20 protein-coding genes are annotated in these 23,087 nt (G+C 52.6%); 7 read left to right on the plus strand and 13 right to left on the minus strand.

Translation table 11 applies throughout. From position 1 onward, the window contains the following. Positions 1-33: 33 nt before the first annotated feature. Together ACHHZ7_RS21765 and malK are read right to left on the minus strand one after the other, a co-directional pair. The gene (locus ACHHZ7_RS21765) at positions 34-1,374 is read right to left on the minus strand and encodes a maltoporin (RefSeq protein WP_020996090.1); all 1,341 of its coding nucleotides are present in this window, start codon (positions 1,372-1,374) and stop codon (positions 34-36) included. A gap of 91 nt (positions 1,375-1,465) precedes the next feature. Next, complete coding sequence (gene malK, locus ACHHZ7_RS21770) at positions 1,466-2,575, minus strand: maltose/maltodextrin ABC transporter ATP-binding protein MalK (protein ID WP_008786916.1); 1,110 nt, start codon at positions 2,573-2,575, stop codon at positions 1,466-1,468. Positions 2,576-2,935: 360 nt separating this feature from the next. On the opposite strand from malK, the gene malE reads away from it, so the two are divergent. The 4 genes from malE (at position 2,936) to xylE (ending at position 8,506) form a co-directional block, all read left to right on the plus strand. Beyond that, positions 2,936-4,126, plus strand: coding sequence for a maltose/maltodextrin ABC transporter substrate-binding protein MalE (gene malE, locus ACHHZ7_RS21775; RefSeq protein ID WP_003031680.1), 1,191 nt, complete (start codon positions 2,936-2,938; stop codon positions 4,124-4,126). Positions 4,127-4,256: 130 nt separating this feature from the next. Beyond that, entirely contained in the window at positions 4,257-5,801 is a 1,545-nt protein-coding gene (malF, locus tag ACHHZ7_RS21780; RefSeq protein WP_048215136.1) for a maltose ABC transporter permease MalF, read from the plus strand. Between the two features lie 14 nt (positions 5,802-5,815). Then, the gene (gene malG / locus ACHHZ7_RS21785; RefSeq protein ID WP_003826575.1) at positions 5,816-6,706 is read left to right on the plus strand and encodes a maltose ABC transporter permease MalG; all 891 of its coding nucleotides are present in this window, start codon (positions 5,816-5,818) and stop codon (positions 6,704-6,706) included. Between the two features lie 324 nt (positions 6,707-7,030). Further along, positions 7,031-8,506 carry a D-xylose transporter XylE gene (xylE, locus tag ACHHZ7_RS21790; protein WP_060683090.1) on the plus strand — a complete coding sequence of 492 codons (1,476 nt, stop codon included), beginning with the start codon at positions 7,031-7,033 and terminating at the stop codon, positions 8,504-8,506. 45 nt (positions 8,507-8,551) lie between these two features. Here the strand turns inward: xylE and psiE are convergent, their stop codons facing one another. The 6 genes from psiE to pgi form a co-directional block, all read right to left on the minus strand. Then, positions 8,552-8,962, minus strand: a complete 411-nt coding sequence (gene psiE, locus ACHHZ7_RS21795) for a phosphate-starvation-inducible protein PsiE (protein ID WP_003031674.1) — start codon at positions 8,960-8,962, stop codon at positions 8,552-8,554. Positions 8,963-9,127: 165 nt separating this feature from the next. After that, the gene (locus tag ACHHZ7_RS21800; RefSeq protein WP_192463994.1) at positions 9,128-11,224 is read right to left on the minus strand and encodes a YjbH domain-containing protein; all 2,097 of its coding nucleotides are present in this window, start codon (positions 11,222-11,224) and stop codon (positions 9,128-9,130) included. Continuing rightward, the gene (locus ACHHZ7_RS21805; protein ID WP_060683089.1) at positions 11,224-11,961 is read right to left on the minus strand and encodes a capsule biosynthesis GfcC family protein; all 738 of its coding nucleotides are present in this window, start codon (positions 11,959-11,961) and stop codon (positions 11,224-11,226) included. The genes ACHHZ7_RS21800 and ACHHZ7_RS21805 overlap by 1 nt, the downstream gene beginning before the upstream one ends. After that, complete coding sequence (locus ACHHZ7_RS21810) at positions 11,958-12,596, minus strand: YjbF family lipoprotein (RefSeq protein ID WP_060683088.1); 639 nt, start codon at positions 12,594-12,596, stop codon at positions 11,958-11,960. Before ACHHZ7_RS21810 ends, ACHHZ7_RS21805 begins: the two co-directional genes overlap by 4 nt. A 118-nt stretch (positions 12,597-12,714) precedes the next feature. Beyond that, a complete protein-coding gene (gene yjbE, locus ACHHZ7_RS21815) occupies positions 12,715-12,957 on the minus strand; it encodes an exopolysaccharide production protein YjbE (protein WP_003826562.1) in 243 nt (80 codons plus the stop codon). A gap of 390 nt (positions 12,958-13,347) precedes the next feature. Beyond that, positions 13,348-14,997: a glucose-6-phosphate isomerase gene (gene pgi, locus ACHHZ7_RS21820; protein ID WP_060683087.1), complete on the minus strand. Its 1,650-nt coding sequence runs from the start codon at positions 14,995-14,997 to the stop codon at positions 13,348-13,350. Positions 14,998-15,311: 314 nt separating this feature from the next. Between pgi and lysC the strand changes: the two genes are divergently transcribed. Further along, on the plus strand, positions 15,312-16,661 hold the full coding sequence (lysC, locus tag ACHHZ7_RS21825) for a lysine-sensitive aspartokinase 3 (RefSeq protein ID WP_032942084.1): 1,350 nt from the start codon (positions 15,312-15,314) through the stop codon (positions 16,659-16,661). A gap of 50 nt (positions 16,662-16,711) precedes the next feature. Here lysC and ACHHZ7_RS21830 read toward each other — a convergent pair whose 3' ends face one another. Beyond that, positions 16,712-17,497, minus strand: a complete 786-nt coding sequence (locus tag ACHHZ7_RS21830) for a nucleotidyltransferase domain-containing protein (protein ID WP_060683086.1) — start codon at positions 17,495-17,497, stop codon at positions 16,712-16,714. A gap of 5 nt (positions 17,498-17,502) precedes the next feature. Next, positions 17,503-18,630: a slipin family protein gene (locus ACHHZ7_RS21835; protein ID WP_060683085.1), complete on the minus strand. Its 1,128-nt coding sequence runs from the start codon at positions 18,628-18,630 to the stop codon at positions 17,503-17,505. Positions 18,631-19,080: 450 nt separating this feature from the next. Here ACHHZ7_RS21835 and rtcR point away from each other — a divergent pair, with 450 nt between their 5' ends. After that, positions 19,081-20,667 carry an RNA repair transcriptional activator RtcR gene (rtcR, locus tag ACHHZ7_RS21840; RefSeq protein ID WP_060683084.1) on the plus strand — a complete coding sequence of 529 codons (1,587 nt, stop codon included), beginning with the start codon at positions 19,081-19,083 and terminating at the stop codon, positions 20,665-20,667. A gap of 13 nt (positions 20,668-20,680) precedes the next feature. On the opposite strand, the gene ACHHZ7_RS21845 is transcribed toward rtcR, so the two are convergent. Beyond that, a complete protein-coding gene (locus ACHHZ7_RS21845; protein WP_008786903.1) occupies positions 20,681-21,019 on the minus strand; it encodes a helix-turn-helix domain-containing protein in 339 nt (112 codons plus the stop codon). Further along, positions 21,016-21,372, minus strand: a complete 357-nt coding sequence (locus tag ACHHZ7_RS21850) for a type II toxin-antitoxin system RelE/ParE family toxin (RefSeq protein WP_008786902.1) — start codon at positions 21,370-21,372, stop codon at positions 21,016-21,018. Before ACHHZ7_RS21850 ends, ACHHZ7_RS21845 begins: the two co-directional genes overlap by 4 nt. A 191-nt stretch (positions 21,373-21,563) precedes the next feature. On the opposite strand from ACHHZ7_RS21850, the gene ACHHZ7_RS21855 reads away from it, so the two are divergent. Next, positions 21,564-21,836, plus strand: a complete 273-nt coding sequence (locus tag ACHHZ7_RS21855) for a DUF3811 domain-containing protein (RefSeq protein WP_003826541.1) — start codon at positions 21,564-21,566, stop codon at positions 21,834-21,836. On the opposite strand, the gene rluF is transcribed toward ACHHZ7_RS21855, so the two are convergent. After that, complete coding sequence (rluF, locus tag ACHHZ7_RS21860) at positions 21,833-22,708, minus strand: 23S rRNA pseudouridine(2604) synthase RluF (RefSeq protein ID WP_060683083.1); 876 nt, start codon at positions 22,706-22,708, stop codon at positions 21,833-21,835. The genes ACHHZ7_RS21855 and rluF overlap by 4 nt on opposite strands. Positions 22,709-23,087 lie beyond the last annotated feature (379 nt).

Genomic DNA, 23,087 nt, shown 5'->3' on the forward strand with positions numbered 1-23,087 from the left:
CTCTTTCGGTCTTTACGTCAGGTTAGTGCTGAATTACCACCAGATTTCCATCTGAGCACCGAAGGACCACTCATCGCTGTCGCCACGGCTGGTGGTGCTGATACCAGAGTTTGTTGCAGCTGCGTATTTAGATACGTTGTTACCATTTTTAACGTAGCCCCACTCTTCATCCCATTTTGCATAGGTTGCAAAGACGCGGATTGCCGGACGAGACCAGATGCTGTCGCCTGCCTGCCACTGTTGCGCCAGGGTGATTTTGTATTGGCTGTTGCGATCGCCAGTCTGTTGAGATTTGACGTTGTCGTAGCCGACTTCCATCAGGGTGCTCATGATCGGCGTCCATTTGTACATCGGACGAATACCGACGGTGTACCATTCGGTCCCCAGGTCGTTATCCATATCGATATTCTGATACATACCGACGTACATCAGGTCCCACTTGTCGCCCAGAGAGATAGCACCGTGGTCAAGTACGCGCACCAGGCTACCGTTGTTATTCACAACATTGTTGGCATAGTTCACGCCATCAATAGTAATGCTAGATGAGCCGTAGGAACCTTGAGACAGGCCTTTGCCCTGAGTGGTCATAGAATCTGTCGCGTACTGAACCACAAACTTGTTGTAGCCCTTCAGCATGCTCTGGGTATGTTCAGCGGTGAACATCCAACCGTCTTTAGATGCGCCGTCTGCCAGGCTGTAGTCGTCGGTGGTGTTAGCACGACCGTAGTCGACGCCCAGCTCCAACATACCATCCGGGTTAGTAGCCATCTGCGCTAAACGAACGTCAAATACATCGTTCGCGGTGTCTTTGGTACGGTCATAGATATTCTGGCTGCTGAACGCGTATGAACCGCCCGCTTCCTGAGAACGGGTTGCTGCCAGAGATAGTTTACCGAAGCCCAGATCGATGTTTTCAATACCAGCACCAGGACCTGAAATATCCCAGTAATAGAAGTCGATCATGTGGACGTCATGACGCTGATAGAAGCGCTTACCGGCCCAGATAGTGGAGCCTGGCAGCCATTCAATCAGGTTTTTACCCTGCACGTTGGCTTCACGGAAGGCCGGGTCAGTCCCTTCCCAGTCATTTTGCTGTGCAACGGAGTAGGCAACGTTAGTGTCGAAGTAGAAGCTCTTATCGCCCTCTTTCCACACTTCCTGACCTAATTTAATTTCCGCATAGGTTTCACATTCGTTACCAAGACGGTATTTACTTTGTGCACCTGTTGCCTGGAAACATTGTTGTTCACCGCCGCTACCTGTCCAGCCAATGCCGGAACGAGCATAACCATGGAAATCCACAGCCATTGCCTGAACAGACATAATGCCTGCTGCTACAGCAACCGCCAGAGGGAGTTTGCGCAGAGTAATCATCGTTCTATCTCCTGAGATCATTGCTTTTCTTTAAACGCTGCCACCTTCTAAAACTGCGAATGGTTTTGCGTTTCGTTTTTTTATGGGGGCCTTAAACGCCCGGCTCTTGGTGCAACCGACGACATGCAGTGCCATCCTCACGGAACAGATGGCAACGCTCTGGCGGCAGGCCGATAGCGAATGTGGCACCCTCTTCTACCAACACCACGTCGTTCTGGCGGTAAACCAGGTTTTGACGGATGGCGGGGATCTGGATATGAATTTGTGTTTCGTGACCAAGCTGCTCGACCACCTGCACTTCACCTTCAAGGGTGACATCGGCGATATCGCTGGGCAGCAGATGTTCCGGGCGGATACCTAAAGACATGTTGGCGCCAACCTGTACCGCATGGCTGTCTACCGGGAGCCAGACTTGCTGGCGGTTTGGTAATTCAACCTGCACCTGATCAATCGCCGTTGCCGTGACTTTCACCGGCAGGAAGTTCATCTTCGGGGAACCAATGAAGCCCGCCACAAAGCGGTCAGCCGGGTAGTGATACAGTTCCAGAGGCTTACCAACCTGCGCTACGCGACCGGCATCCAGCACCACAATTTTGTCGGCCAGCGTCATCGCTTCGACCTGATCATGGGTGACGTAAATCATCGTGCGGCCAAGACGTTTATGCAGGCGGGAGATTTCAATACGCATCTGCACGCGCAGAGCGGCGTCGAGGTTCGACAATGGTTCGTCCAGCAGGAATACGCGCGGTTCGGCGACCAGCGTACGGCCAATCGCCACACGCTGACGTTGTCCGCCGGAAAGCGCTTTCGGTTTACGCTCCAGCAGGTGCGCCAGTTGCAGAACTTCCGCAACCTGATTCACGCGCTGGTTCATCACCTCTTTTTTCGCTCCGGCCAGTTTGAGGCCGAACGACATGTTCTCCGCGACAGACAAATGGGGATACAACGCGTAGGACTGAAAGACCATGCCCACACCGCGTTCGGCGGGCGGAATGTCGTTCATCCGGGTCTCCCCGATAAACAGGTCACCACTGGTGATGGTTTCAAGTCCGGCGATCATACGCAGCAAGGTCGACTTACCGCAGCCTGACGGTCCGACAAACACCACGAATTCCCCTTCGTGAATGTCGAGATTGATATCTTTCGATACCACCACGTCACCCCAGGCTTTCGTTACATTTCGTAGCTGTACGCTCGCCATGCCCTTCTCCCTTCGTTACAACCTGTCATCGACAGCAACATTCATGATGGGCTGACTATGCGCGATCCCTTGACTGCGTGAATCCTCCACCCCCCGGCTTTTTTATGGGGGAGGAGGCGGGAGGATGAGAGAGCAGCGTCTGAGACCCGGGCCACCAGCCTCAGAGGAATTTCGTGATGCAGCCTGCAAAAATCGGTGGGTTTTTATGTGCGCCAGTACGCAATACTCACATTTATGTAACACAGATCACATAAAGAGCGGGTGGGGCGTAGGGGTAAGGAGGATGGAAAGAGGTTGTCGTATAAAGAAACTAGTAACCGTTAAGCCACCTCTGCAAAATCACCAAACAGGATGGGAACTATGAAAATCAAAACTGGCGCACGCATCCTCGCATTGTCTGCATTAACGACGATGATGTTTTCCGCCTCGGCTCTCGCCAAGATTGAAGAAGGTAAGCTGGTTATCTGGATTAACGGCGACAAAGGCTATAACGGCCTCGCTGAAGTGGGCAAAAAATTCGAGAAAGACACCGGGATCAAAGTCACTATTGAGCACCCTGACAAACTGGAAGAGAAATTCCCGCAGGTTGCCGCAACCGGCGACGGCCCGGACATCATCTTCTGGGCACATGACCGTTTTGGCGGCTACGCTCAGTCTGGCCTGCTGGCTGAAATCACGCCTGACAAAGCTTTCCAGGACAAGCTCTATCCGTTCACCTGGGATGCCGTACGCTATAACGGCAAACTGATTGCCTACCCGATCGCGGTTGAAGCGCTGTCGCTGATTTACAACAAAGACCTCGTTCCAAATCCACCGAAAACCTGGGAAGAAATTCCTGCGCTGGATAAAGAGCTGAAGGCGAAAGGTAAATCTGCGCTGATGTTTAACCTGCAAGAACCGTACTTCACCTGGCCGCTGATTGCCGCCGACGGTGGTTACGCGTTCAAGTTTGAGAACGGTAAGTACGATGTGAAAGACGTGGGCGTGGATAACGCTGGCGCGAAAGCGGGTCTGACCTTCCTGGTTGATCTGATCAAGAACAAACACATGAACGCGGATACCGATTACTCCATCGCCGAAGCGGCCTTTAACAAAGGCGATACCGCGATGACCATCAACGGTCCGTGGGCGTGGTCCAACATCGATAAGAGCAAAATCAACTACGGCGTCACGCTACTGCCAACCTTCAAAGGCAAAGCGTCTAAACCGTTTGTTGGCGTTCTGAGCGCCGGTATCAACGCCGCCAGCCCGAACAAAGAACTGGCGAAAGAGTTCCTCGAAAACTACCTGCTGACCGATCAGGGTCTGGATGAAGTGAACAAGGACAAACCGCTGGGCGCCGTTGCGCTGAAATCCTTCCAGGATCAGTTAGCGAAAGACCCACGTATCGCCGCCACCATGGATAACGCCCAGAAAGGCGAAATCATGCCGAACATCCCACAGATGTCCGCATTCTGGTATGCCGTTCGTACCGCAGTGATCAACGCAGCCAGCGGCCGTCAGACCGTCGATGCCGCACTGAAGGACGCGCAGGGTCGTATCACCAAGTAATGCAGTTGTGAACGTGCCGGATGGCGGCATAAATGCCTTATCCGGCCTACATACCCTGTAGGCCTGATAAGCGCAGCGCCATCAGGCACGCTGACCAACAGGTTTTCATTGTTGTTGAGGATTGAACCCCATGGATGTCATTAAAAAGAAACACTGGTGGCAAAGCGACACGCTGAAATGGTCAGTGATGGGTCTGCTTGGGCTGCTGGTCGGTTACCTTGTTGTTTTGATGTACGCTCAGGGGGAGTACCTGTTTGCCATCATGACGCTGATTTTAAGCTCTGCTGGCCTGTATATTTTCGCTAACCGTAAAGCCTATGCCTGGCGCTATGTTTACCCGGGCGTTGCCGGTATGGGGCTGTTTGTCCTGTTTCCGCTGGTTTGTACGATCGCCATTGCTTTTACCAACTACAGCAGTACCAACCAGCTGACATTTGAGCGTGCTCAGGAAGTCCTGATGGATCGTTCGTACCAGGCTGGGAAAACCTACAACTTTGGCCTGTATCCGGCGGGTGATGAGTGGCAACTGGCCCTCACCGACGGTGAAACCGGCAAGAATTACCTTTCTGACGCCTTTAAATTTGGCGGCGAGCAGAAACTGCAACTGAAAGAAGCCGAGGCGCTACCGGCAGGCGAACGTGCAACGCTGCGTATCATCACGCAGAATCGCCAGGCGCTTACCCAATTGACCGCCATCCTGCCGGATGAAAGCAAAGTTACCATGAGTTCGCTGCGCCAGTTTTCCGGCACGCAGCCACTTTATACGCTCACTGAAGACGGCACACTCACCAACAGCCAGAGCGGCGTAAAATACCGCGCCAACAACGATATTGGTTATTATCAGGCGATTAACGCTGACGGTAGCTGGGGTAGCGAAAAACTCAGCCCGGGCTACACCGTTGCCATCGGCTGGGATAACTTCACCCGCGTGTTTACCGACGAAGGCATCCAGAAACCATTCTTCGCCATCTTCGTCTGGACGGTGGTCTTCTCGGTACTGACCGTTATTTTGACCGTTGCCGTGGGCATGGTGCTGGCCTGTCTCGTACAGTGGGAGTCTCTCAAAGGCAAAGCGATTTACCGCGTCCTGCTGATTCTTCCGTATGCCGTACCGTCGTTTATCTCGATTCTGATTTTCAAGGGCTTATTCAACCAGAGCTTTGGTGAAATCAACATGATGCTGAGCGCGCTGTTTGGCATCAAACCGGCCTGGTTCAGCGACCCAACCACCGCGCGTTCGATGATTATTATCGTCAACACCTGGCTCGGTTATCCATACATGATGATCCTGTGCATGGGTCTGCTGAAAGCGATTCCTGACGACCTATATGAAGCCTCGGCGATGGATGGCGCAGGTCCGTTCCAGAACTTCTTTAAGATTACGCTACCGCTGCTGATTAAGCCGCTGACGCCGCTGATGATCGCCAGCTTCGCCTTTAACTTTAACAACTTCGTGCTGATTCAGCTGTTGACCAACGGTGGTCCGGACCGTCTTGGTACCACCACACCAGCCGGTTATACCGACCTGCTCGTGAGCTACACCTACCGTATCGCCTTTGAAGGCGGCGGTGGTCAGGACTTCGGTCTGGCGGCGGCGATTGCCACGCTGATCTTCCTGCTGGTTGGTGCGCTGGCGATTGTGAACCTGAAAGCCACACGTATGAAGTTTGATTAAGGGAGATAACGACAATGGCTATGGTCCAACCGAAATCACAAAAGTTACGTTTATTCGCAACGCACTTAGGGCTGCTGATTTTTATCGCGGCGATCATGTTCCCGCTGCTGATGGTTATCGCTATCTCGCTGCGCGAAGGTAACTTTGCCACCGGCAGCCTGATCCCGGAAAACATCTCCTGGGAACACTGGAAACTGGCGCTGGGCTTTAGCGTTGAACACGCGGATGGCCGTGTGACGCCACCGCCGTTCCCGGTACTGTTATGGCTGTGGAACTCGGTGAAAGTGGCCAGCATTACCGCGATCGGTATCGTGACGCTTTCCACTACCTGTGCTTACGCCTTTGCCCGTATGCGTTTCCCGGGCAAAGCAACCCTGCTGAAAGGGATGCTGATTTTCCAGATGTTCCCGGCGGTGCTGTCTCTGGTCGCGTTGTATGCTTTGTTTGATCGCCTGGGCCAGTACATTCCGTTTATCGGCCTGAACACGCACGGCGGCGTGATCTTCGCCTACCTCGGCGGTATTGCGCTGCATGTATGGACGATTAAGGGCTATTTCGAAACTATCGACGGCTCACTGGAAGAAGCGGCCGCGCTGGATGGCGCTACGCCGTGGCAGGCATTCCGCCTGGTGCTGTTGCCGCTTTCCGTTCCGATTCTGGCGGTCGTGTTTATTCTGTCTTTCATTGCCGCTATTACCGAAGTACCGGTCGCGTCACTGCTGCTGCGTGATGTGAACAGCTATACCCTTGCGGTAGGTATGCAGCAGTACCTCAACCCACAGAACTATTTGTGGGGCGACTTTGCCGCCGCGGCTGTACTTTCAGCCATTCCGATCACTCTGGTGTTCTTGCTGGCACAGCGCTGGCTAGTCAACGGTCTGACCGCGGGTGGTGTGAAAGGTTAAGTTTTACCGAAGTATCTGCCCGGCAACGGGCAATGCCACTGCAACCCTCAACTTATGTTATCCCAACCTGTGACTGTTATTCGGCGCTCTACGGAGCGCCCTTTTTTTATGTTATTTTGCATCACTGTTACGATTATTTCCTTTCGTGCTCTCCATCACTGCAATTCTATTTCCTGTCTGAATATAGATAAATCAAACAGAATTAAGATCACAGAAAAGACAAAACATAATTGCAATGTAAAAAATGATAATTGTCTTCCCTGCCTGTTAAATTCAACATCACGGCACTGATCAAAAGAGCTGTATCCTCTAAGGCAGGTCTGAATGAACTCTCAATATAATTCCAGTTATATTTTTTCGATTACATTAGTGGCAACGTTAGGAGGGCTATTATTCGGCTACGACACTGCGGTCATATCCGGAACGGTAGAATCCCTGAATACCGTGTTTGTCGCACCACAACATTTAAGTGAATCCGCCGCCAACTCGCTGTTGGGCTTTTGCGTCGCCAGTGCGTTGATAGGCTGCATCATCGGCGGTGCACTGGGCGGCTATTGCAGTAACCGGTTTGGCCGCCGGGACTCGCTGAAAATCGCGGCTCTGCTGTTCTTTATTTCCGGTATTGGTTCAGCCTGGCCGGAATTAGGTTTTACGACGATTAATCCAGATAACGCCGTACCTGTTTATTTGGCCGGATACGTTCCCGAATTTGTTATTTATCGTATCATTGGTGGTATTGGCGTAGGTTTAGCCTCAATGCTCTCACCAATGTATATTGCTGAACTGGCACCCGCACATATTCGTGGAAAACTGGTGTCATTTAACCAATTCGCCATTATTTTTGGTCAATTGTTGGTGTATTGCGTTAACTATTTTATCGCCCGTTCTGGCGACGCTAACTGGTTGAATACCGATGGCTGGCGCTATATGTTTGCGTCCGAAAGTATTCCCGCCCTGCTGTTTTTACTGCTGCTGTACACCGTACCAGAAAGCCCGCGCTGGCTGATGGCGCGTGGCAGACACGAGCAGGCGGAAGGTATTCTGCGCAAAATTATGGGCAGCACCCTCGCTACCCAGGCCATGCAGGAGATCAATCAGTCTCTGGAACATGGTCGTAAAACCGGTGGTCGCCTGCTGATGTTTGGCGCAGGCGTTATCGTCATCGGCGTAATGCTGTCTATCTTCCAGCAATTCGTCGGTATTAACGTCGTGCTCTACTACGCCCCAGAGGTGTTTAAAACGCTGGGAGCCAGCACCGATGTGGCACTGTTACAGACCATCATTGTTGGCGTGATCAACCTGAGCTTTACCGTGCTGGCGATCATGACGGTGGATAAATTTGGTCGCAAACCGCTGCAGATTATTGGTGCTCTGGGCATGGCCATTGGTATGTTCAGCCTCGGTACCGCGTTTTATACCCAGGCTTCCGGGCTGGTTGCTCTGCTGTCGATGCTCTTTTACGTCGCCGCATTCGCCATGTCCTGGGGACCGGTTTGCTGGGTGCTGCTGGCAGAAATCTTCCCCAATGCGATTCGCGGCAAAGCGCTCGCCATTGCGGTGGCCGCACAATGGCTGGCGAACTATTTCGTCTCCTGGACCTTCCCGATGATGGACAAAAATTCGTGGCTGGTTTCCCATTTCCACAACGGTTTCTCCTACTGGATTTACGGTTGTATGGGTATTCTGGCGGCGCTGTTTATGTGGAAGTTTGTACCGGAAACCAAAGGCAAAACGCTGGAAGAACTTGAAGAACTGTGGGAACCCGCCGCAGAGAAAACCCAGCCTGCCTCTGCGCAGTAACCCTGACCTGCAACACGCCGCAGCCCGATTGCGGCGTGTTGTCTGTTACTCTCGCTTCAGCCGTTTTGAATTACACAGCCACAGGGTGATCACCAGCAGCAGGATCGCCGCGGAATAGATCAGCACATCCATCGGTGCTTTATGATCGACAATGATCAACCGCACAATCGCGGTGATCCCGATATAGACAAAATAGCGCAACGGAAAGTGAAACCCCGACTGAAAGTACTTCACAATCAGCGCGATAAATTCAAAATAGAGGAAGTAAACCACCAGCCCTTCCACCAGCTCATACTTGCTGGTTTGTTCCGGCGCGAACAGCACATCCGCCAGATGCAGCGTTTCTTTCCCGAGGAATACAACCAGGATCAGGCCCAGACTCAGCAGTCCCAGATTCAACACGGTCTGTAAGATGGTGGAGATAAACTCCACGCGCGGACGAGATAGCGACGTCATAACAGCACCTCTTACTCAGTGGCGAGGTTCCTGTATAACGCAAAAATGTGACAGAGATCTACATTTTTTGTTTATTTTTTGTTCTCCAGAAGATCCTTGCCGGATGGCGGCTTTGCCTTATCCGGCCTACGGCCCGGTAAGCTCTACGCACCGGGCGATCGCGTATTAACGGAAGTTCTCACTTCTGTCGCTGGTCATGTCGTACAGACCAAACTTACGTCCAAGCTGCTGGCCGCCATCTCGCGTTAGCGGCGTCCAGCCAATCGCCGCACGGCTGCGGGTCGGACCTGACGAGAACAGATCCAGCGGCACGGATACGTACACCCCTTTGGTAAAATCACCCTCTCCGTACTCATCCGGCGAGGCGTCGGTAATGGTCGCATAGCCGCCTACCACAACGCCGCTGTCAAAGCGCTTCGCCACTTCCAGCGTTCCGCCCTTATCTCCCGCCAGATACTGGCCCACGCTGGCTTTCACCAGTACATCCTGAGCGAATGACGGATTCCAGTACGCCGTCAAATGCCCGGTCTTCACGCTGTAGTCGGTGAATTTCATCATGTCCTGCGCGCTACGCCAGTCACGCTGTTTCACGTAGTTGGCATCAACACCAAACGCCCAGTTGCTGTCTAACGGACGATACAACACTTCTGCCCCCGCTCCGCCGTACATGGTTTCCAGATAGCCAGCGTAAACCTGTCCGTAGAACCCGTTTCCGAGTGACTGGAAGTAGTTGGCCTGTAGGTTATTCACGTAGACATCGTTTTGCACATACTCGCGCACATGGGTACGCACTCGTGGCAAATGCGAATCCTGCGGCGGGTTGGTGTAGTTAAATTTGTCATAGTTATTGGCGAGGTTGGCGAACAAACTCCCGGTGGTCAGCAGGTGATCGGTAACCCACCAATCCGCCGTTCCCATCACGCCCAACTGATACATATAGAAGTTTTCCGGGCCGCCCACCGACTGGTTAAGCACCGGATCGATGTGGAAATCGAAGCGTGACTTATCGATATACCAGCCCTGCTCGGTCGTTTTCGGCACCACGGGCTCAACGCGTTTTTGCGCCAGCTGGGTTTCATGGCCCAACGGTTCGCCTTCCAGATGACGCTTGAGGCTGGAAACCTCCGTTTCGGTCGTCACCTGCGGCAAGTTAAGACGATTTTCCGTAATACGGATCGTGCGGATCCCATCGGGAAGATAGTTCATCACGATCCGGTTGGCACGTTCGATCCCTTCGCGCGAATCACGGTATTTCACCTGTTCACCGGTCACATACAGCGTATCGCCCTGCACCTGAATTTTAGGATCGGCCAGTCCGGCGTTATATTTCAGCAGCGTTAGCTGATTCGCCACCACCGAGTGCTGCAGGATGGCATCCTGCGGCTGTGGCTGATATTTCGGGCGGGCGTTGTCGTTATAGTTTGGCCGCAGATCGTTGAAGTTAGTCCGCAGCGTGACCCCAAACATAAAGGTGTTCCCGCGCTCATAGCTGAGGTTAACGTCGGCCCAATCGGTGACGCGATAAATAGCGCCGACGTTAAACTTGCTCTTCTGATCCAGCTTGCCCGCAAAATCCTGCTGGTAATTGTTTCCCTCATACTCCAGTTTCAGACGCAACGGCTGCCAGGGTGTCTGATACTCGACGCCGCCAAACAGTGATGCCGGGCCGTGGAACATCTGGCTGCCGTCAATAGAACCGGCCTGCTTGTAGCTGTTATCGCGATAGCAGAATTTATCACTGTATGAGCAAAACGGATTGCTGACGTTACCGCTGGTCCCGAGATATCCCCAGCCCAGGCCAAGCGAGAAATCAAACGGCCCCCAGGCTTTATTCGCCACAATATACTCCGCATCGAACAGGCCAGTTCCGCCAATATCTCGCGCGCCAACCGCCACCTGCGGCATCCAGTAGCTCTCTTCCCACAGCCGTAGTTTGAGATCAAAAGCTTTATCCTTGTAAGTCTGATCGCCAGAAAACGACTCCACGCTACTGTATTTTTTGGTACGCACATCGGTGTAGCGCAGCGTGGTTTCCAACCACGGGAAGAGCTGCACCGACGCAGAGTAGTAGCGGTACTGATCGTTATCGCGGTAATTGAGGCTCATTTCGCCCTCACGTGCCATGCGTGCGGTTGGGGTTTGCAGCAGCCCCACGCCGCCAAAATCGGACTGCGAAGGTCCAATGGGCGCGGGCCAGGTTTCACCGTGGCAGGCAACGCTTACGCCCAGCGCCAGTAAGCTGAGCAGATAAGTTTTTCTCATTATTCGGGTATCCGCTGGGTCAGGGTGCGAAGAATGTCGGCATTAATTTCATCCGGGGTGCTGCTCCAGACAGCATCAGAGAGTCCGACATAAATGATGCTGCCGGGCATCGGCTCAACGTGACGTTTGTTCCAGTAAGCGACCGGTACTTTTTGCGTGCGCCCGTCAGGATAGATAACCCAGGCGAAGCTACGATCCGCGCCGCTGAGCCGACTTTGCCCATCGAGATAACTGGCAACATCACGCCCGGGCATAAACGGTTGTTTACCCGGATGGCTTAGCATGCCAAACAGCGTGATATGCGTTGGCTGCGCTCCGACCCACAGCGTGTAATTGCCCTGCAACGGCGGGTTGCCTCGCTCGCTGACGCGCACCACATCCGGGTCAAGGTTAATTTTCTGTCTGCCGGTCACCTTCAGCGCCTGAATTTGCTGGCGTAAGGTGTTGATAGCCTCGGCATCGTCACCGCTTTCTTCAGCGCCCAGTGTCGCCAGGCGAGCCAGTAATGCCTGCTGCTGACGTCCCGCCTCCATCGTTGCCCGCTCTTCGCTGATAACCGCGCCTGGCCACCAGCTATTACTCAACCGCGGCTGTCCAACCAGGTCGAGCAGATGCTCCGCGCCGGTCAATATTTTGGGTTCAGCGCTGCCTGCAATCATTACTTTGACATTGCCCGCAGCAAAAACAGACGCTGCGCTCAGGCCCAACAGCAGCGCCATAACGGCTCGTTTGATCATGATTTTGCCGCCTTAATCAGCGTGGTTTTCACCGGGAAGTAATGCGCGCCAAGATACTGTTCCGACTGGCGAATCTGCCCTTCACTGTCGATCCAGTAGCGGTTATGCCAGCGCGTTTGATCGGTCGTTATCTCTTCATCGAGGATCCGTACCGGGGTGTCATCGCTGCCGACCTTGATGGTGTCTGCGCCATCCCATTTGAAAACCGATCGCGCGGTGGCATAGCGTACCTGCTGATGTTCAGTCCAGCCCATTGTGCGGGTCCACGTTGCGCCATCGACTATCTGATTGGGTTTGATGAGTGGGTCTGCCGCCAGATTATTCACCTCAATTAGGTTGTCCCCGCCGAGATGCGTTTTCACAATGCGCCCATGCTGCATGACGAGAATAGCCCGATCCTGAGTCACCCATTTCTGCTGTCCGTTTTCCGCAAACGCGAGTACCACAAACAACTGGGGACCGCCATTTAGCTGCATATACTGGCTGGCGTAGGGCATATTTTGGATTTCATCGTCCGTCATCTGTACGCCGGGAGTACCAAACACGCTATCCCACAGCGAATGCCCCAACCCTTCGGTGGTGGCTGAGCACGCCTGCAGTAACAGGCAAACCATTATGAGCGCTGGTCGCTTCACGACGTTTCTCCGCATTATTGCCGGGTGGCGCGACGCTTATCCGGCCTACAAATCCCACATACATTTGGCAATTCAAAATAACCACACCGAAGTGTGGTTAGAATTAAACGTACCTTTATTACTGGGTACTGGTGGTTGTGGTGGTTGTGGTTCCGGTATTAGAACCATCGCCGCCACCGGTCGCCGCCAGGGCGACCCCCACTGCAGAACTTACGGTGCTCACGCTGGTTGCGGAGGAACTTCCTGCCGAAACCGACGCGGCAGCCGACCCTGCCGCCTCACCCACCTGAACGGGGGCGGCATAGACAGAAGTCGCCGCAAGCGCAGATATAGCCCACAGGCCATACAGAACTTTTTTCATCACAAATTCCCTTCATTGTATGAATGGAGATTTACCCAAAAGAATTTCGGGCGAGATCGAGTATACACAAGCCAAAGTGTGCAAATTACGCCAAGCGGGAATTTAGGATAATTAGATAACGAAAGGAAAAACGATCAACAAATACAATAAAGACAACTAAATCAACAAATTAAAATATAAAAATTAAAATGCAATATCCGGTAAATCCGAAAACATCAGAAATTGAATAGCATTAAGAAAATTATTTTAGGATTAAGCTCAATTAAGGTATGAAGTTAGAACGTAGATATCCTGGAGCATTCTTATAAAAAGCCGATATTAATATCGGCTTTTTATTTCATTAATGCCGGATGCGGCTAAACGCCTTATCCGGCCTACAAGTGTGTGCTATCAGGCACGCCAGGACTTATAACGGTTAATCAAACCGTTGGTAGAACTGTCGTGGCTGCTCACTTCGGAACCATCTTTCAGCTCTGGCAGAATGCGGTTCGCCAGCTGTTTGCCCAGCTCAACGCCCCACTGGTCAAAGGTGAAGATGTTCAGGATAGCGCCCTGAGTGAAGATTTTGTGTTCGTACAGTGCAATCAGCGCACCCAGGCTGAACGGCGTGATTTCGCGCAGCAGAATGGAGTTCGTTGGGCGGTTACCTTCGAACACTTTGAACGGCACAACGTGGTCCAACGTTGCCGGGTCTTTACCCTGGTCGCGGTATTCCTGCTCAACCACTTCACGAGATTTACCGAATGCCAGCGCTTCGGTTTGCGCGAAGAAGTTAGACAGCAGTTTCGGATGGTGATCCGACAGCGGGTTGTGGGTGATGGCCGGCGCGATGAAATCGCATGGAACCATTTTGGTGCCCTGGTGGATCAGCTGGTAGAACGCATGCTGGCCGTTAGTACCCGGCTCACCCCAGATGATTGGGCCAGTCTGGTAATCCACCGCATTGCCGTTACGGTCAACGTATTTACCGTTGGATTCCATGTTACCCTGCTGGAAGTAAGCCGCGAAACGGTGCATATACTGGTCATACGGCAGAATTGCTTCGGTTTCGGCACCGAAGAAGTTGTTGTACCAGATACCGATCAGCGCCAGCAGCACCGGCAGGTTTTTCTCAGCCGGAGTGGTGGAGAAGTGTTTGTCCATCGCATGCGCGCCGGAGAGCAGCTCAACAAAGTTGTCGAAGCCTACGGACAGGATGATGGACAGACCGATTGCAGACCACAGGGAGTAACGACCGCCAACCCAGTCCCAGAACTCGAACATATTGGCAGTATCAATTCCGAACTCGCCAACCGCTTTACCGTTAGTGGAGAGCGCAGCGAAGTGTTTGGCAACGTGCTTGTTGTCGCCTGCGGTCGCCAGGAACCAGTCGCGCGCGCTGTGGGCGTTGGTCATGGTTTCCTGGGTGGTGAAGGTTTTGGAAGCGACCAGGAACAGCGTGGTTTCCGGGTTCACTTTCTTCAGCACTTCGGCAATGTGCGTACCATCGACGTTAGACACAAAGTGCATTTTCAGGTGATTTTTGTACGGACGCAGCGCTTCGGTCACCATGAACGGGCCGAGGTCAGAACCGCCGATACCGATGTTTACTACATCAGTGATGGCTTTACCGGTATAGCCTTTCCAGCTTCCGGAGATGATCGCTTCAGAGAAGGATTTCATCTTCTCCAGCACAGCATTCACTTCCGGCATGACATCTTTGCCGTCAACGATGATAGGCGTATTGCTACGGTTGCGTAGCGCCACGTGCAGCACGGCACGGTCTTCAGTGCGGTTGATTTTCTCACCGGAGAACATGGACTTGATGGCACCCGCCAAATCGGTTTCTTTCGCCAGATCCTGCAGTTTAGCCAGCGTCTCTTCAGTGATGCGGTTTTTGGAGAAATCCACCAGCATCAAATCGTCAAACGTCGCGGAAAACTTAGTGAAACGATCGCTATCTTTCGCGAAAAGATCCGCGATAGTAACGTCTTTCATTTCTTCAAAGTGTTTTTGTAGTGCCTGCCAGGCTGAGGTCTGCGTTGGATTGATGTTTTTCATTAGCAATACTCTTCTGATTTTGAGAATTGTGACTGAGATCGATTGTAACGCCAGTCACAGAAAAGTGTGATTGTTTTAATGCCATTGCCAGGGCATCCGCCAAACGTGGCTAAAAAGTATAGCGGTTATCAGCGTTGTTATTAGTACCGTTACTCAACGCAGTTGCAGCATGAAAAATCCGCATAATCCCAGCGTTGACAGTGCAAGCTACACATTTTATTTATAAATACGGTATTTGCATTTGCGCCTGCACCGGTTTCTGTTCTGCCTTATGTGCCATGGTCGCTCTATTCATTCCCTGACACGAGGTAGTTATGACTGATGTAGTTGTCTCCAAATTTGGCGGTACCAGCGTGGCGGATTTTGATGCCATGAATCGCAGCGCTGATGTAGTACTTTCTGATGCTAACGTCCGTGTAGTGGTACTTTCCGCTTCTGCGGGAATCACCAACCTGCTGGTCGCACTGGCTGAAGGGCTGGAGCCAACCGCGCGCTTCGAAAAACTCGATGCCATTCGTCAAATTCAGTTCAATATTCTGGAACGCCTGCGTTATCCAAACGTGATACGTGAAGAGATCGACCGTCTGCTGGAAAACATCACCACGCTGGCTGAAGCGGCGTCACTGGCGACTTCAACCGCGCTGACCGACGAACTGGTCAGCCACGGCGAACTGATGTCTACCCTGCTGTTCGTCGAGATCCTGCGTGAGCGCAACGTGCAGGCGCAGTGGTTTGACGTACGTAAAGTGATGCGCACCAACGATCGTTTTGGCCGCGCAGAACCTGACGTCGCGGCGCTGGCCGAACTGGCAACGCTCCAGTTGGCCCCGCGTCTGAGCGAAGGTCTGGTGATTACTCAGGGCTTTATCGGCAGTGAAGGTAAAGGCCGCACCACCACGTTGGGGCGCGGCGGGAGCGATTATACGGCTGCCCTGCTGGCCGAAGCGCTGCACGCCACGCGCGTCGATATCTGGACCGATGTTCCTGGCATTTACACGACCGATCCGCGCGTTGTTCCGGCGGCGCAGCGTATTGATGAAATCGCCTTTGAAGAGGCCGCAGAAATGGCGACCTTTGGCGCGAAAGTGCTGCACCCGGCAACGTTGTTACCTGCCGTGCGTAGCGATATCCCGGTGTTTGTTGGCTCGAGTAAGGATCCAAAAGCAGGCGGTACGCTGGTATGCAATAAAACCGCGAATCCACCGCTGTTCCGGGCGCTGGCACTGCGCCGTAAGCAAACGCTGCTAACGCTGCATAGCCTGAATATGCTGCACTCTCGCGGCTTTTTGGCGGAAGTGTTCGGCATCCTCGCACGCCATAACATTTCGGTCGATTTAATTACCACATCCGAAGTCAGCGTGGCGCTGACGCTGGATACCACCGGTTCGACCTCCACCGGCGATACACTGTTAACACAGTCTCTGCTGATGGAACTGTCTGCCCTGTGTCGGGTTGAAGTGGAAGAAGGCCTGGCGCTGGTGGCACTGATTGGCAACGACCTGTCCAAAGCCTGTGGAGTGGGTAAAGAGGTGTTCGGCGTACTGGAGCCATTCAACATCCGCATGATTTGCTACGGCGCGTCCAGCCATAACCTGTGCTTCCTGGTGCCCGGTACTGAAGCCGAACAGGTGGTACAGAAGCTGCACCATAATTTGTTTGAGTGAGTAAGTGAGTAGATGCCAACGCCCGATGGCTCTTGTACCATCGGGCATTTTCACCACATTACCGTTTCATATAACAATCTGTCCAACTCCCTGACATCGCCTTCCCGACTATCCGGTAACGTCGGCGGAATCTCTCCTCTTTCCAGCTCGGCGCGGATAAATGCATGCAACAGTGGACGGCGCGGGCCGTATTCCGCTTCACCCGCACACTGCTTGCGCTCCAGCAGCTCATCAATTTCCTGACGCAATGGCGCATCCAGTTCACTTCCCGCCAGCAGCTCGGCAAAACGCATCGGTGGCACGCCTTTCCCCGCCTCCACCCAACGCACAGCCAGCAGCGGGCGAATGACGTAAAAGTACTTTTTCAATCGCACGTCGTCACCTTGCAGATAGCCACGGAAGTTTTTCCGCGCCATCGAGTAGTAGTGCCAGCGGGCACGTAGCGGGGAAAACCATTTAGGCACCAACGCTTTCAGCGCCGACACGGTCACTTCATCCTGTTGATAGACCACTGGCGAATCCAGCCACTCAATAAGCGTAGGGTTTGCGCCTTTCAGTAATCCTAGCGCCTTGCGCCATTCCCAGCCGCAGACGTCCAGCTCATCATCTATCGGCAACTCGATAACATCTCGTGGCGCTTCGATCCGCAGATACCACTCGGGCGGATGAACATAGAGAAATCGCACGTCGTAGTCGCTGTCCGGCGAGGCAAACCCCCAGCCACGGCTGCCGGATTCACAGGCATACAGCACCCTGACGCCATAGCGCTGCTCAACCTCTTTTAGCTGGCGCAATACCCTTTCACGCATCGCGCCGTCCACTGTGTTGTAGCTCATTATTCTTATCCTTTTATGTTCACAAGGCCGTGCAGCACCTGGTCCAGGCCCCCGAACACCGAGATTTTATCGATACGTTCAGCGACTCTTTCAAGGGTTTCCAGCTCTTTTAAGCGCAGCGCCACCGGGTTGTTTTCCATCACTTTCGCGGTATTCAACAGCGATCGCGTCGCGGCAGTCTCTTCACGACGGCGGATCACGTTGGCCTGGGCGGATTTCTCAGCTTCAACCAGTTGGGACAGGATGGCCTTCATATCACCCGGCAGGACAATATCTTTCACGCCGAGCGAAGCGACCTCGATACCAAACGGCGTCATTCGGGTTTTCACCTGTGCGCTCACCACCTCATCGATCACCTGCTTATCTTCCAGCAGCTCGTCCAGCGTGCGCGTTCCCACCGCTTCCCGCAGGGCAAACTGCAATTCGCGGTAAAGGTGATCCAGCGGTTTGGTTAGTTGGCCAAAAGCCAGCAACACATCGCCATAACGCCAGTTTGCGGCCAGATTTAAACGCAGGTTGACCTTATCCTTGGTCAGGATCTCTTGTCCACCGACCTCCAGTACCTGTAAACGAGTATCAACAACTTCGGCTTCAATCAGATGGTTTACCTTCCAGTATGCGGTCAACCCTGGCGGCAACAGCGTCTGGGTTTCGCCATCAATTTTCAGCACACCAACATGCCACGCAGGAACCTGTACCGTTAAGATAGCTTCACGACCTTTCACCGTACCGTTACGTCGTGGCTGTAACACTGCATTCATCACCTCAACCGGTACCGAAACCTGACGCGTATCCATACGCACCAGCTTCAGTGCTTCCTCTGCGCGCCAGTACAGACGGCGCGTTCCCGGTGACAAAATTTCCTGCAAGACGCTGTTCACATACAGCGCACCCGCTTCGGTATCGGTTAAATCGGCCACCACACAGTACTGCTCCACCCATGCAGGCTGGAAGCGACGTAAATACTCCGCCAGAGCTTCCGGAATTTCGCTGCCATCGGTATTGATCACCAGAACATCCGGTGTGTTAAACCATGGCAAACGGTGTTCACCTGCATCCAGTACCTGATAGTAATCACCCTGTCGGGATAACAGGCCAAGCTGGCCTTTACGAATAGTGATTTTTTTCTTCATTTTTTATTCCTTATTGTGAGTCAGGCGCGGGTGCAGGGGCGAAGCGGCAGGGGAATTCCCTTTTGCCTGTCGCACGGCATCTTTACCGGCAGCCTGTTCTGGAGCGTGCTAACTGCGCATCGCTCCGTTTTATTTCTATGATTAACAACCAGTTTTCATTCGGAGGATGAAATTGGGAATCGAACCCACTGTGTGTCAGTGGCTGACGGAACACTCCCGGAAAACAGCCTGTGCCGTTCCTGACGTGCCGGCGGGGTTTAACCCCCTGCGTTTTCAGCGTGATTGACGTAAGAGTTATTGCCAGAAGCGTGCCAGAAATGAAAATCGTCAGAATTTATTTTTAATGAATTGATTTATATAAATTTAATTGTTGTCGCCAATATTGGCAGTTGTCTCACTCGGTTAATTTTTTTATCTTTTAATCTCTTAACTTATCTTTTTGGATAAACCATGAAAAAGCGGCGGGTTGTAATTGGCGTACTGGGTACGGTGCTGGACAAACGCGGTAAACGCGCCAATCGGTTTAAAAAGTGGCGCCCCACGGTTGGATTGTGCCAACAGCCTGATTTCCCTGTCGACAGACTGGAACTGCTCCACCAGCCACGCGATGAAGGCATGGCGCAAAGGTTGATTGAAGACGTCGCGCTGCTCTCACCTGACACCGAAGTACGCCCGCATGCCGTGACTATTAACGACCCCTGGGATTTTGAAGAGGTCTACGCCGCCTTTCTCGACTTCGCCACCCACTACAGCTTTGATACGGAAAACGAAGAGTATCTGGTGCACATCACCACCGGGACGCACGTCGCGCAGATCTGCTGGTTTCTGCTAACTGAAGCCCGCTACCTGCCCGCCAGCCTGCTGCAAACCAGCCCGGCACCAGCCGGTTCATCGGATGAGGCCGTTTCCGCCGGCGTTTGCTCGGTAATCGATCTCGATTTAAGCCGCTACGCCACGCTCACCAGTCGTTTTCAGCGCGAACAGCAGCAGTCTGTCTCTTTTCTGAAGGCCGGGATTGATACGCGCAACGCCACCTTCAATAAACTGATCGATCGCATTGAGCGTGTGGCTCTACGTTCGACCGACCCGATCCTGCTCACCGGCCCCACCGGCGCGGGTAAATCCTTTCTGGCGAAACGTATTTTTCAGCTACGCCAGTCGAGGCATCTGGTGGCGGGAAAACTGGTCGCCGTCAACTGTGCAACCCTGCGTGGCGACAACGCGATGTCTACGTTGTTCGGTCACGTGAAAGGGGCGTTTACTGGCGCACTCACGGCGCGCAGCGGACTGCTGCGAGAAGCGGATGGCGGCGTGCTGTTTCTCGATGAGATAGCCGAACTGGGGTTAGACGAACAGGCCATGCTGCTAAAAGCGATTGAAGAAAAAACCTTTTTCCCGTTTGGCTCGGACAAAGAAGTACAGAGCGATTTTCAGCTGATTGCCGGAACCCATCGCGACATGCAGCAATGTGTCGCCGAGGGCCGTTTTCGCGAAGATCTCTACGCGCGTATCAATATGTGGAACTTCGCCCTGCCCGGTCTGGCGCAGCGGCGGGAAGATATCGCTCCGAACGTCGAGTATGAGCTACACCGTTTTTCCAGCAGTAAACAGATGCAGATCCGTTTCGACAAAGAGGCACGTGCTTGTTATCTGGCATTTGCCTGCTCCCCACAGGCGCAGTGGCGCGGCAATTTTCGCGAGCTAAGTTCATCCATCGCGCGAATGGCGACGCTTGCCGAACAGGGACGCATCACCTTATCCCTTGTCGAAGAAGAAATTGCGCTGTTAAAAGAGAGTTGGCAGATTACCGCTACGCAACCGGAACTGAACATGGACATTGACCTTTTCGATCGCCGCCAGTTAGAAACGGTGCTGGAAGTGTGTCGCCGCAGCGCGTCGCTGTCGGAAGCCGGACGCGAACTGTTTGCCGTCTCACGGCAGAAAAAAGCCAATCCTAACGATGCAGACCGCTTGCGAAAATATCTCGCCCGCTTCGGGCTGAGCTGGGAAAGCGTTCGCAGCGATCAGATACAATAAACATTATCTCACATTACCCAATCTGAACTGTTACTGGTTTTCCTAACTTCACCAGCATCATGACCAGCGCATCAAGGGTAAATTTGTTGGTTTTCTGATTAACAACATCTGAAACACGGGGCCGGGAAATATTCAGTTTCACAGCAGCTTCCGCTTGTTTCAGATGGTTTTCATCAATCCATCCGGAAATTTCTTGCATCAACTGCTGCTTCAGGCGAATGAGTTGTTCGACCTCGCATTCAGCATCATGCTTTAAGCTCTTCGCTTCCGCTTCTGCAAACCCCAGTTCGGCAAAAATATTGACATCCGGAGAGGTTACATGGCGAACCTTATTATCAACGGTATTGTTCATTTCTGATTCCTGTCTTCTTGCAAAGCGGTTCGATACCTAACTTTAGCAATGTGTTTATCGTGCTCAGAAGTACGTTTCGTCTTTTTATTGAAGCAATGCAGTACATAGACCGCGTTAGCATAGCGAGCAATGTAGATGATTCGGTACGCGCCAGATTCATACCTGAGCCTTACCTCCTCAACACCTCGACCTATCTCTGGCATCGGCTTCCAGTCAGCAGCTTCTAATCCAGCCTGTAGACGATGTAGCTGAAAACCAGCGGTTTTACGTATATCTTCAGGAAAGCTACGTAAATCATCAAATGAACTGCCAATCCAGACAATGGGCTTTAAGGCCCGCTTTATTGAAAGCATAACACATCCTTGTATAAAATTTTATACAAACAATAAAATGTGTAACCCACACGTTTTCCTGTCATTACGCTAAATCAGAATAGAAATTCCGTCACTTCAACAAGCTATATTTTGCGAGGCTCTTTCAGGATTAGTTTTATTCTGCACGAATTACCGTACACTGAGGATATCGGCTAACAGAGGGCACCCTTATGGCACTCCCCCGCATTACCCAAAAAGAGATGACCGAGCGCGAACAGCGTGAATTGAAAACGCTGCTCGACCGCGCGCGCATTGCGCATGGTCGCCTGCTGACCAACGCAGAGACCAACAGCATCAAGAAAGAGTACATCGATAAACTGATGGCCTTGCGCGAAGCAGAAGCAAAAAAAGCCCGCCAGTTGAAGAAAAAGCAGGCCTATAAACCGGATGCGGAAGCATCGTTTTCCTGGTCAGCAAATACGCCGACGCGCGGCAGACGTTAACGTCCCTTCTTCTTACGTCCCGGCGAAGTAAAACGCTTACCGTTTGCCGCCGGGCGCGATCTCTCTTTCTCCGCTGATTTTTCGATTTTCACCACCGGACGCTTAATGCCTGCGGTTTTTGGCTTCGCTTTCGCCTTCGGTTTGGCTTCTGAGGACGAGTTCTCAATCAGCTTGAACAGATCGATCAGTTCGTCATCTGTCAGGTCGCGCCATTCACCAAGCGGCAGACCAGACAAACCAACGTTCATGATACGCGTACGCTCAAGCTTGGTAACTTCATAGCCAAAGTGTTCGCACATACGACGGATCTGACGGTTAAGCCCCTGAATCAGCGTAATGCGAAACACAAACGGCGCTTCTTTCTTCACCTTACATTTTTTGGTGACGGTACCGAGAATAGGCACACCGGCCCCCATCCCACGGATAAAGTCATCAGTGACCGGCTTATCGACCGTCACCAGATACTCTTTTTCGTGATCGTTACCGGCACGCAGGATTTTATTCACCAGGTCGCCGTGGTTGGTCAGAAAGATAAGTCCCTGAGAATCTTTGTCAAGACGACCAATTGGAAACACGCGCTTGCTGTGATTCACGAAATCAACAATGTTGTCGCGTTCGCTGTCTTCGGTGGTGCTGACAATCCCTACCGGCTTATTCAGCGCGATAAAAACCAGATCTTCCGCTTCACGCGGCTCAATCAACCGACCATTTACTTTTACGACGTCGCCAGGCATCACCTGATCGCCGATGGTGGCGCGTTTACCATTCAGGAAGACATTCCCTTGTTCGATAAAGCGATCCGCCTCGCGGCGCGAGCAGATTCCGCTTTCACTGATGTATTTATTTAATCGGATGGATGAGTCGGGCAGCATAGTTTCTCCTGTATACACTTCATCCTTCAAGCTGTCTCTGCGTTGGCTGCCCTCACTCACCCAGGTCACATAGCAATCTATGCTCCCGGGGATTCGCTCCCTTGCCGCCTTGATACAACTTGAATGACTTTGTGTATTAAAAGCGAAATATACCCTACCTTGCGGACGATAAAAAATAATCGTGTTCGACTGTCCACGCGCTATTTGTGATCCGTCACACCTTTTGACACAAAAGTGTCAGCGATCCATCCCTGCAATTTTGTTGAGTGAAAACAAGCAGAATCAATACATTAGAGAGGTATGCACATCTGTGCCGACAACGCGCCATCACCACATCAAATGTGCAACACAATCGGTCATTTCAGAGCGCTGAAATAAG

This window comes from Citrobacter freundii complex sp. 2024EL-00216, assembly GCF_043945515.1.
Lineage (GTDB): Bacteria > Pseudomonadota > Gammaproteobacteria > Enterobacterales > Enterobacteriaceae > Citrobacter > Citrobacter portucalensis.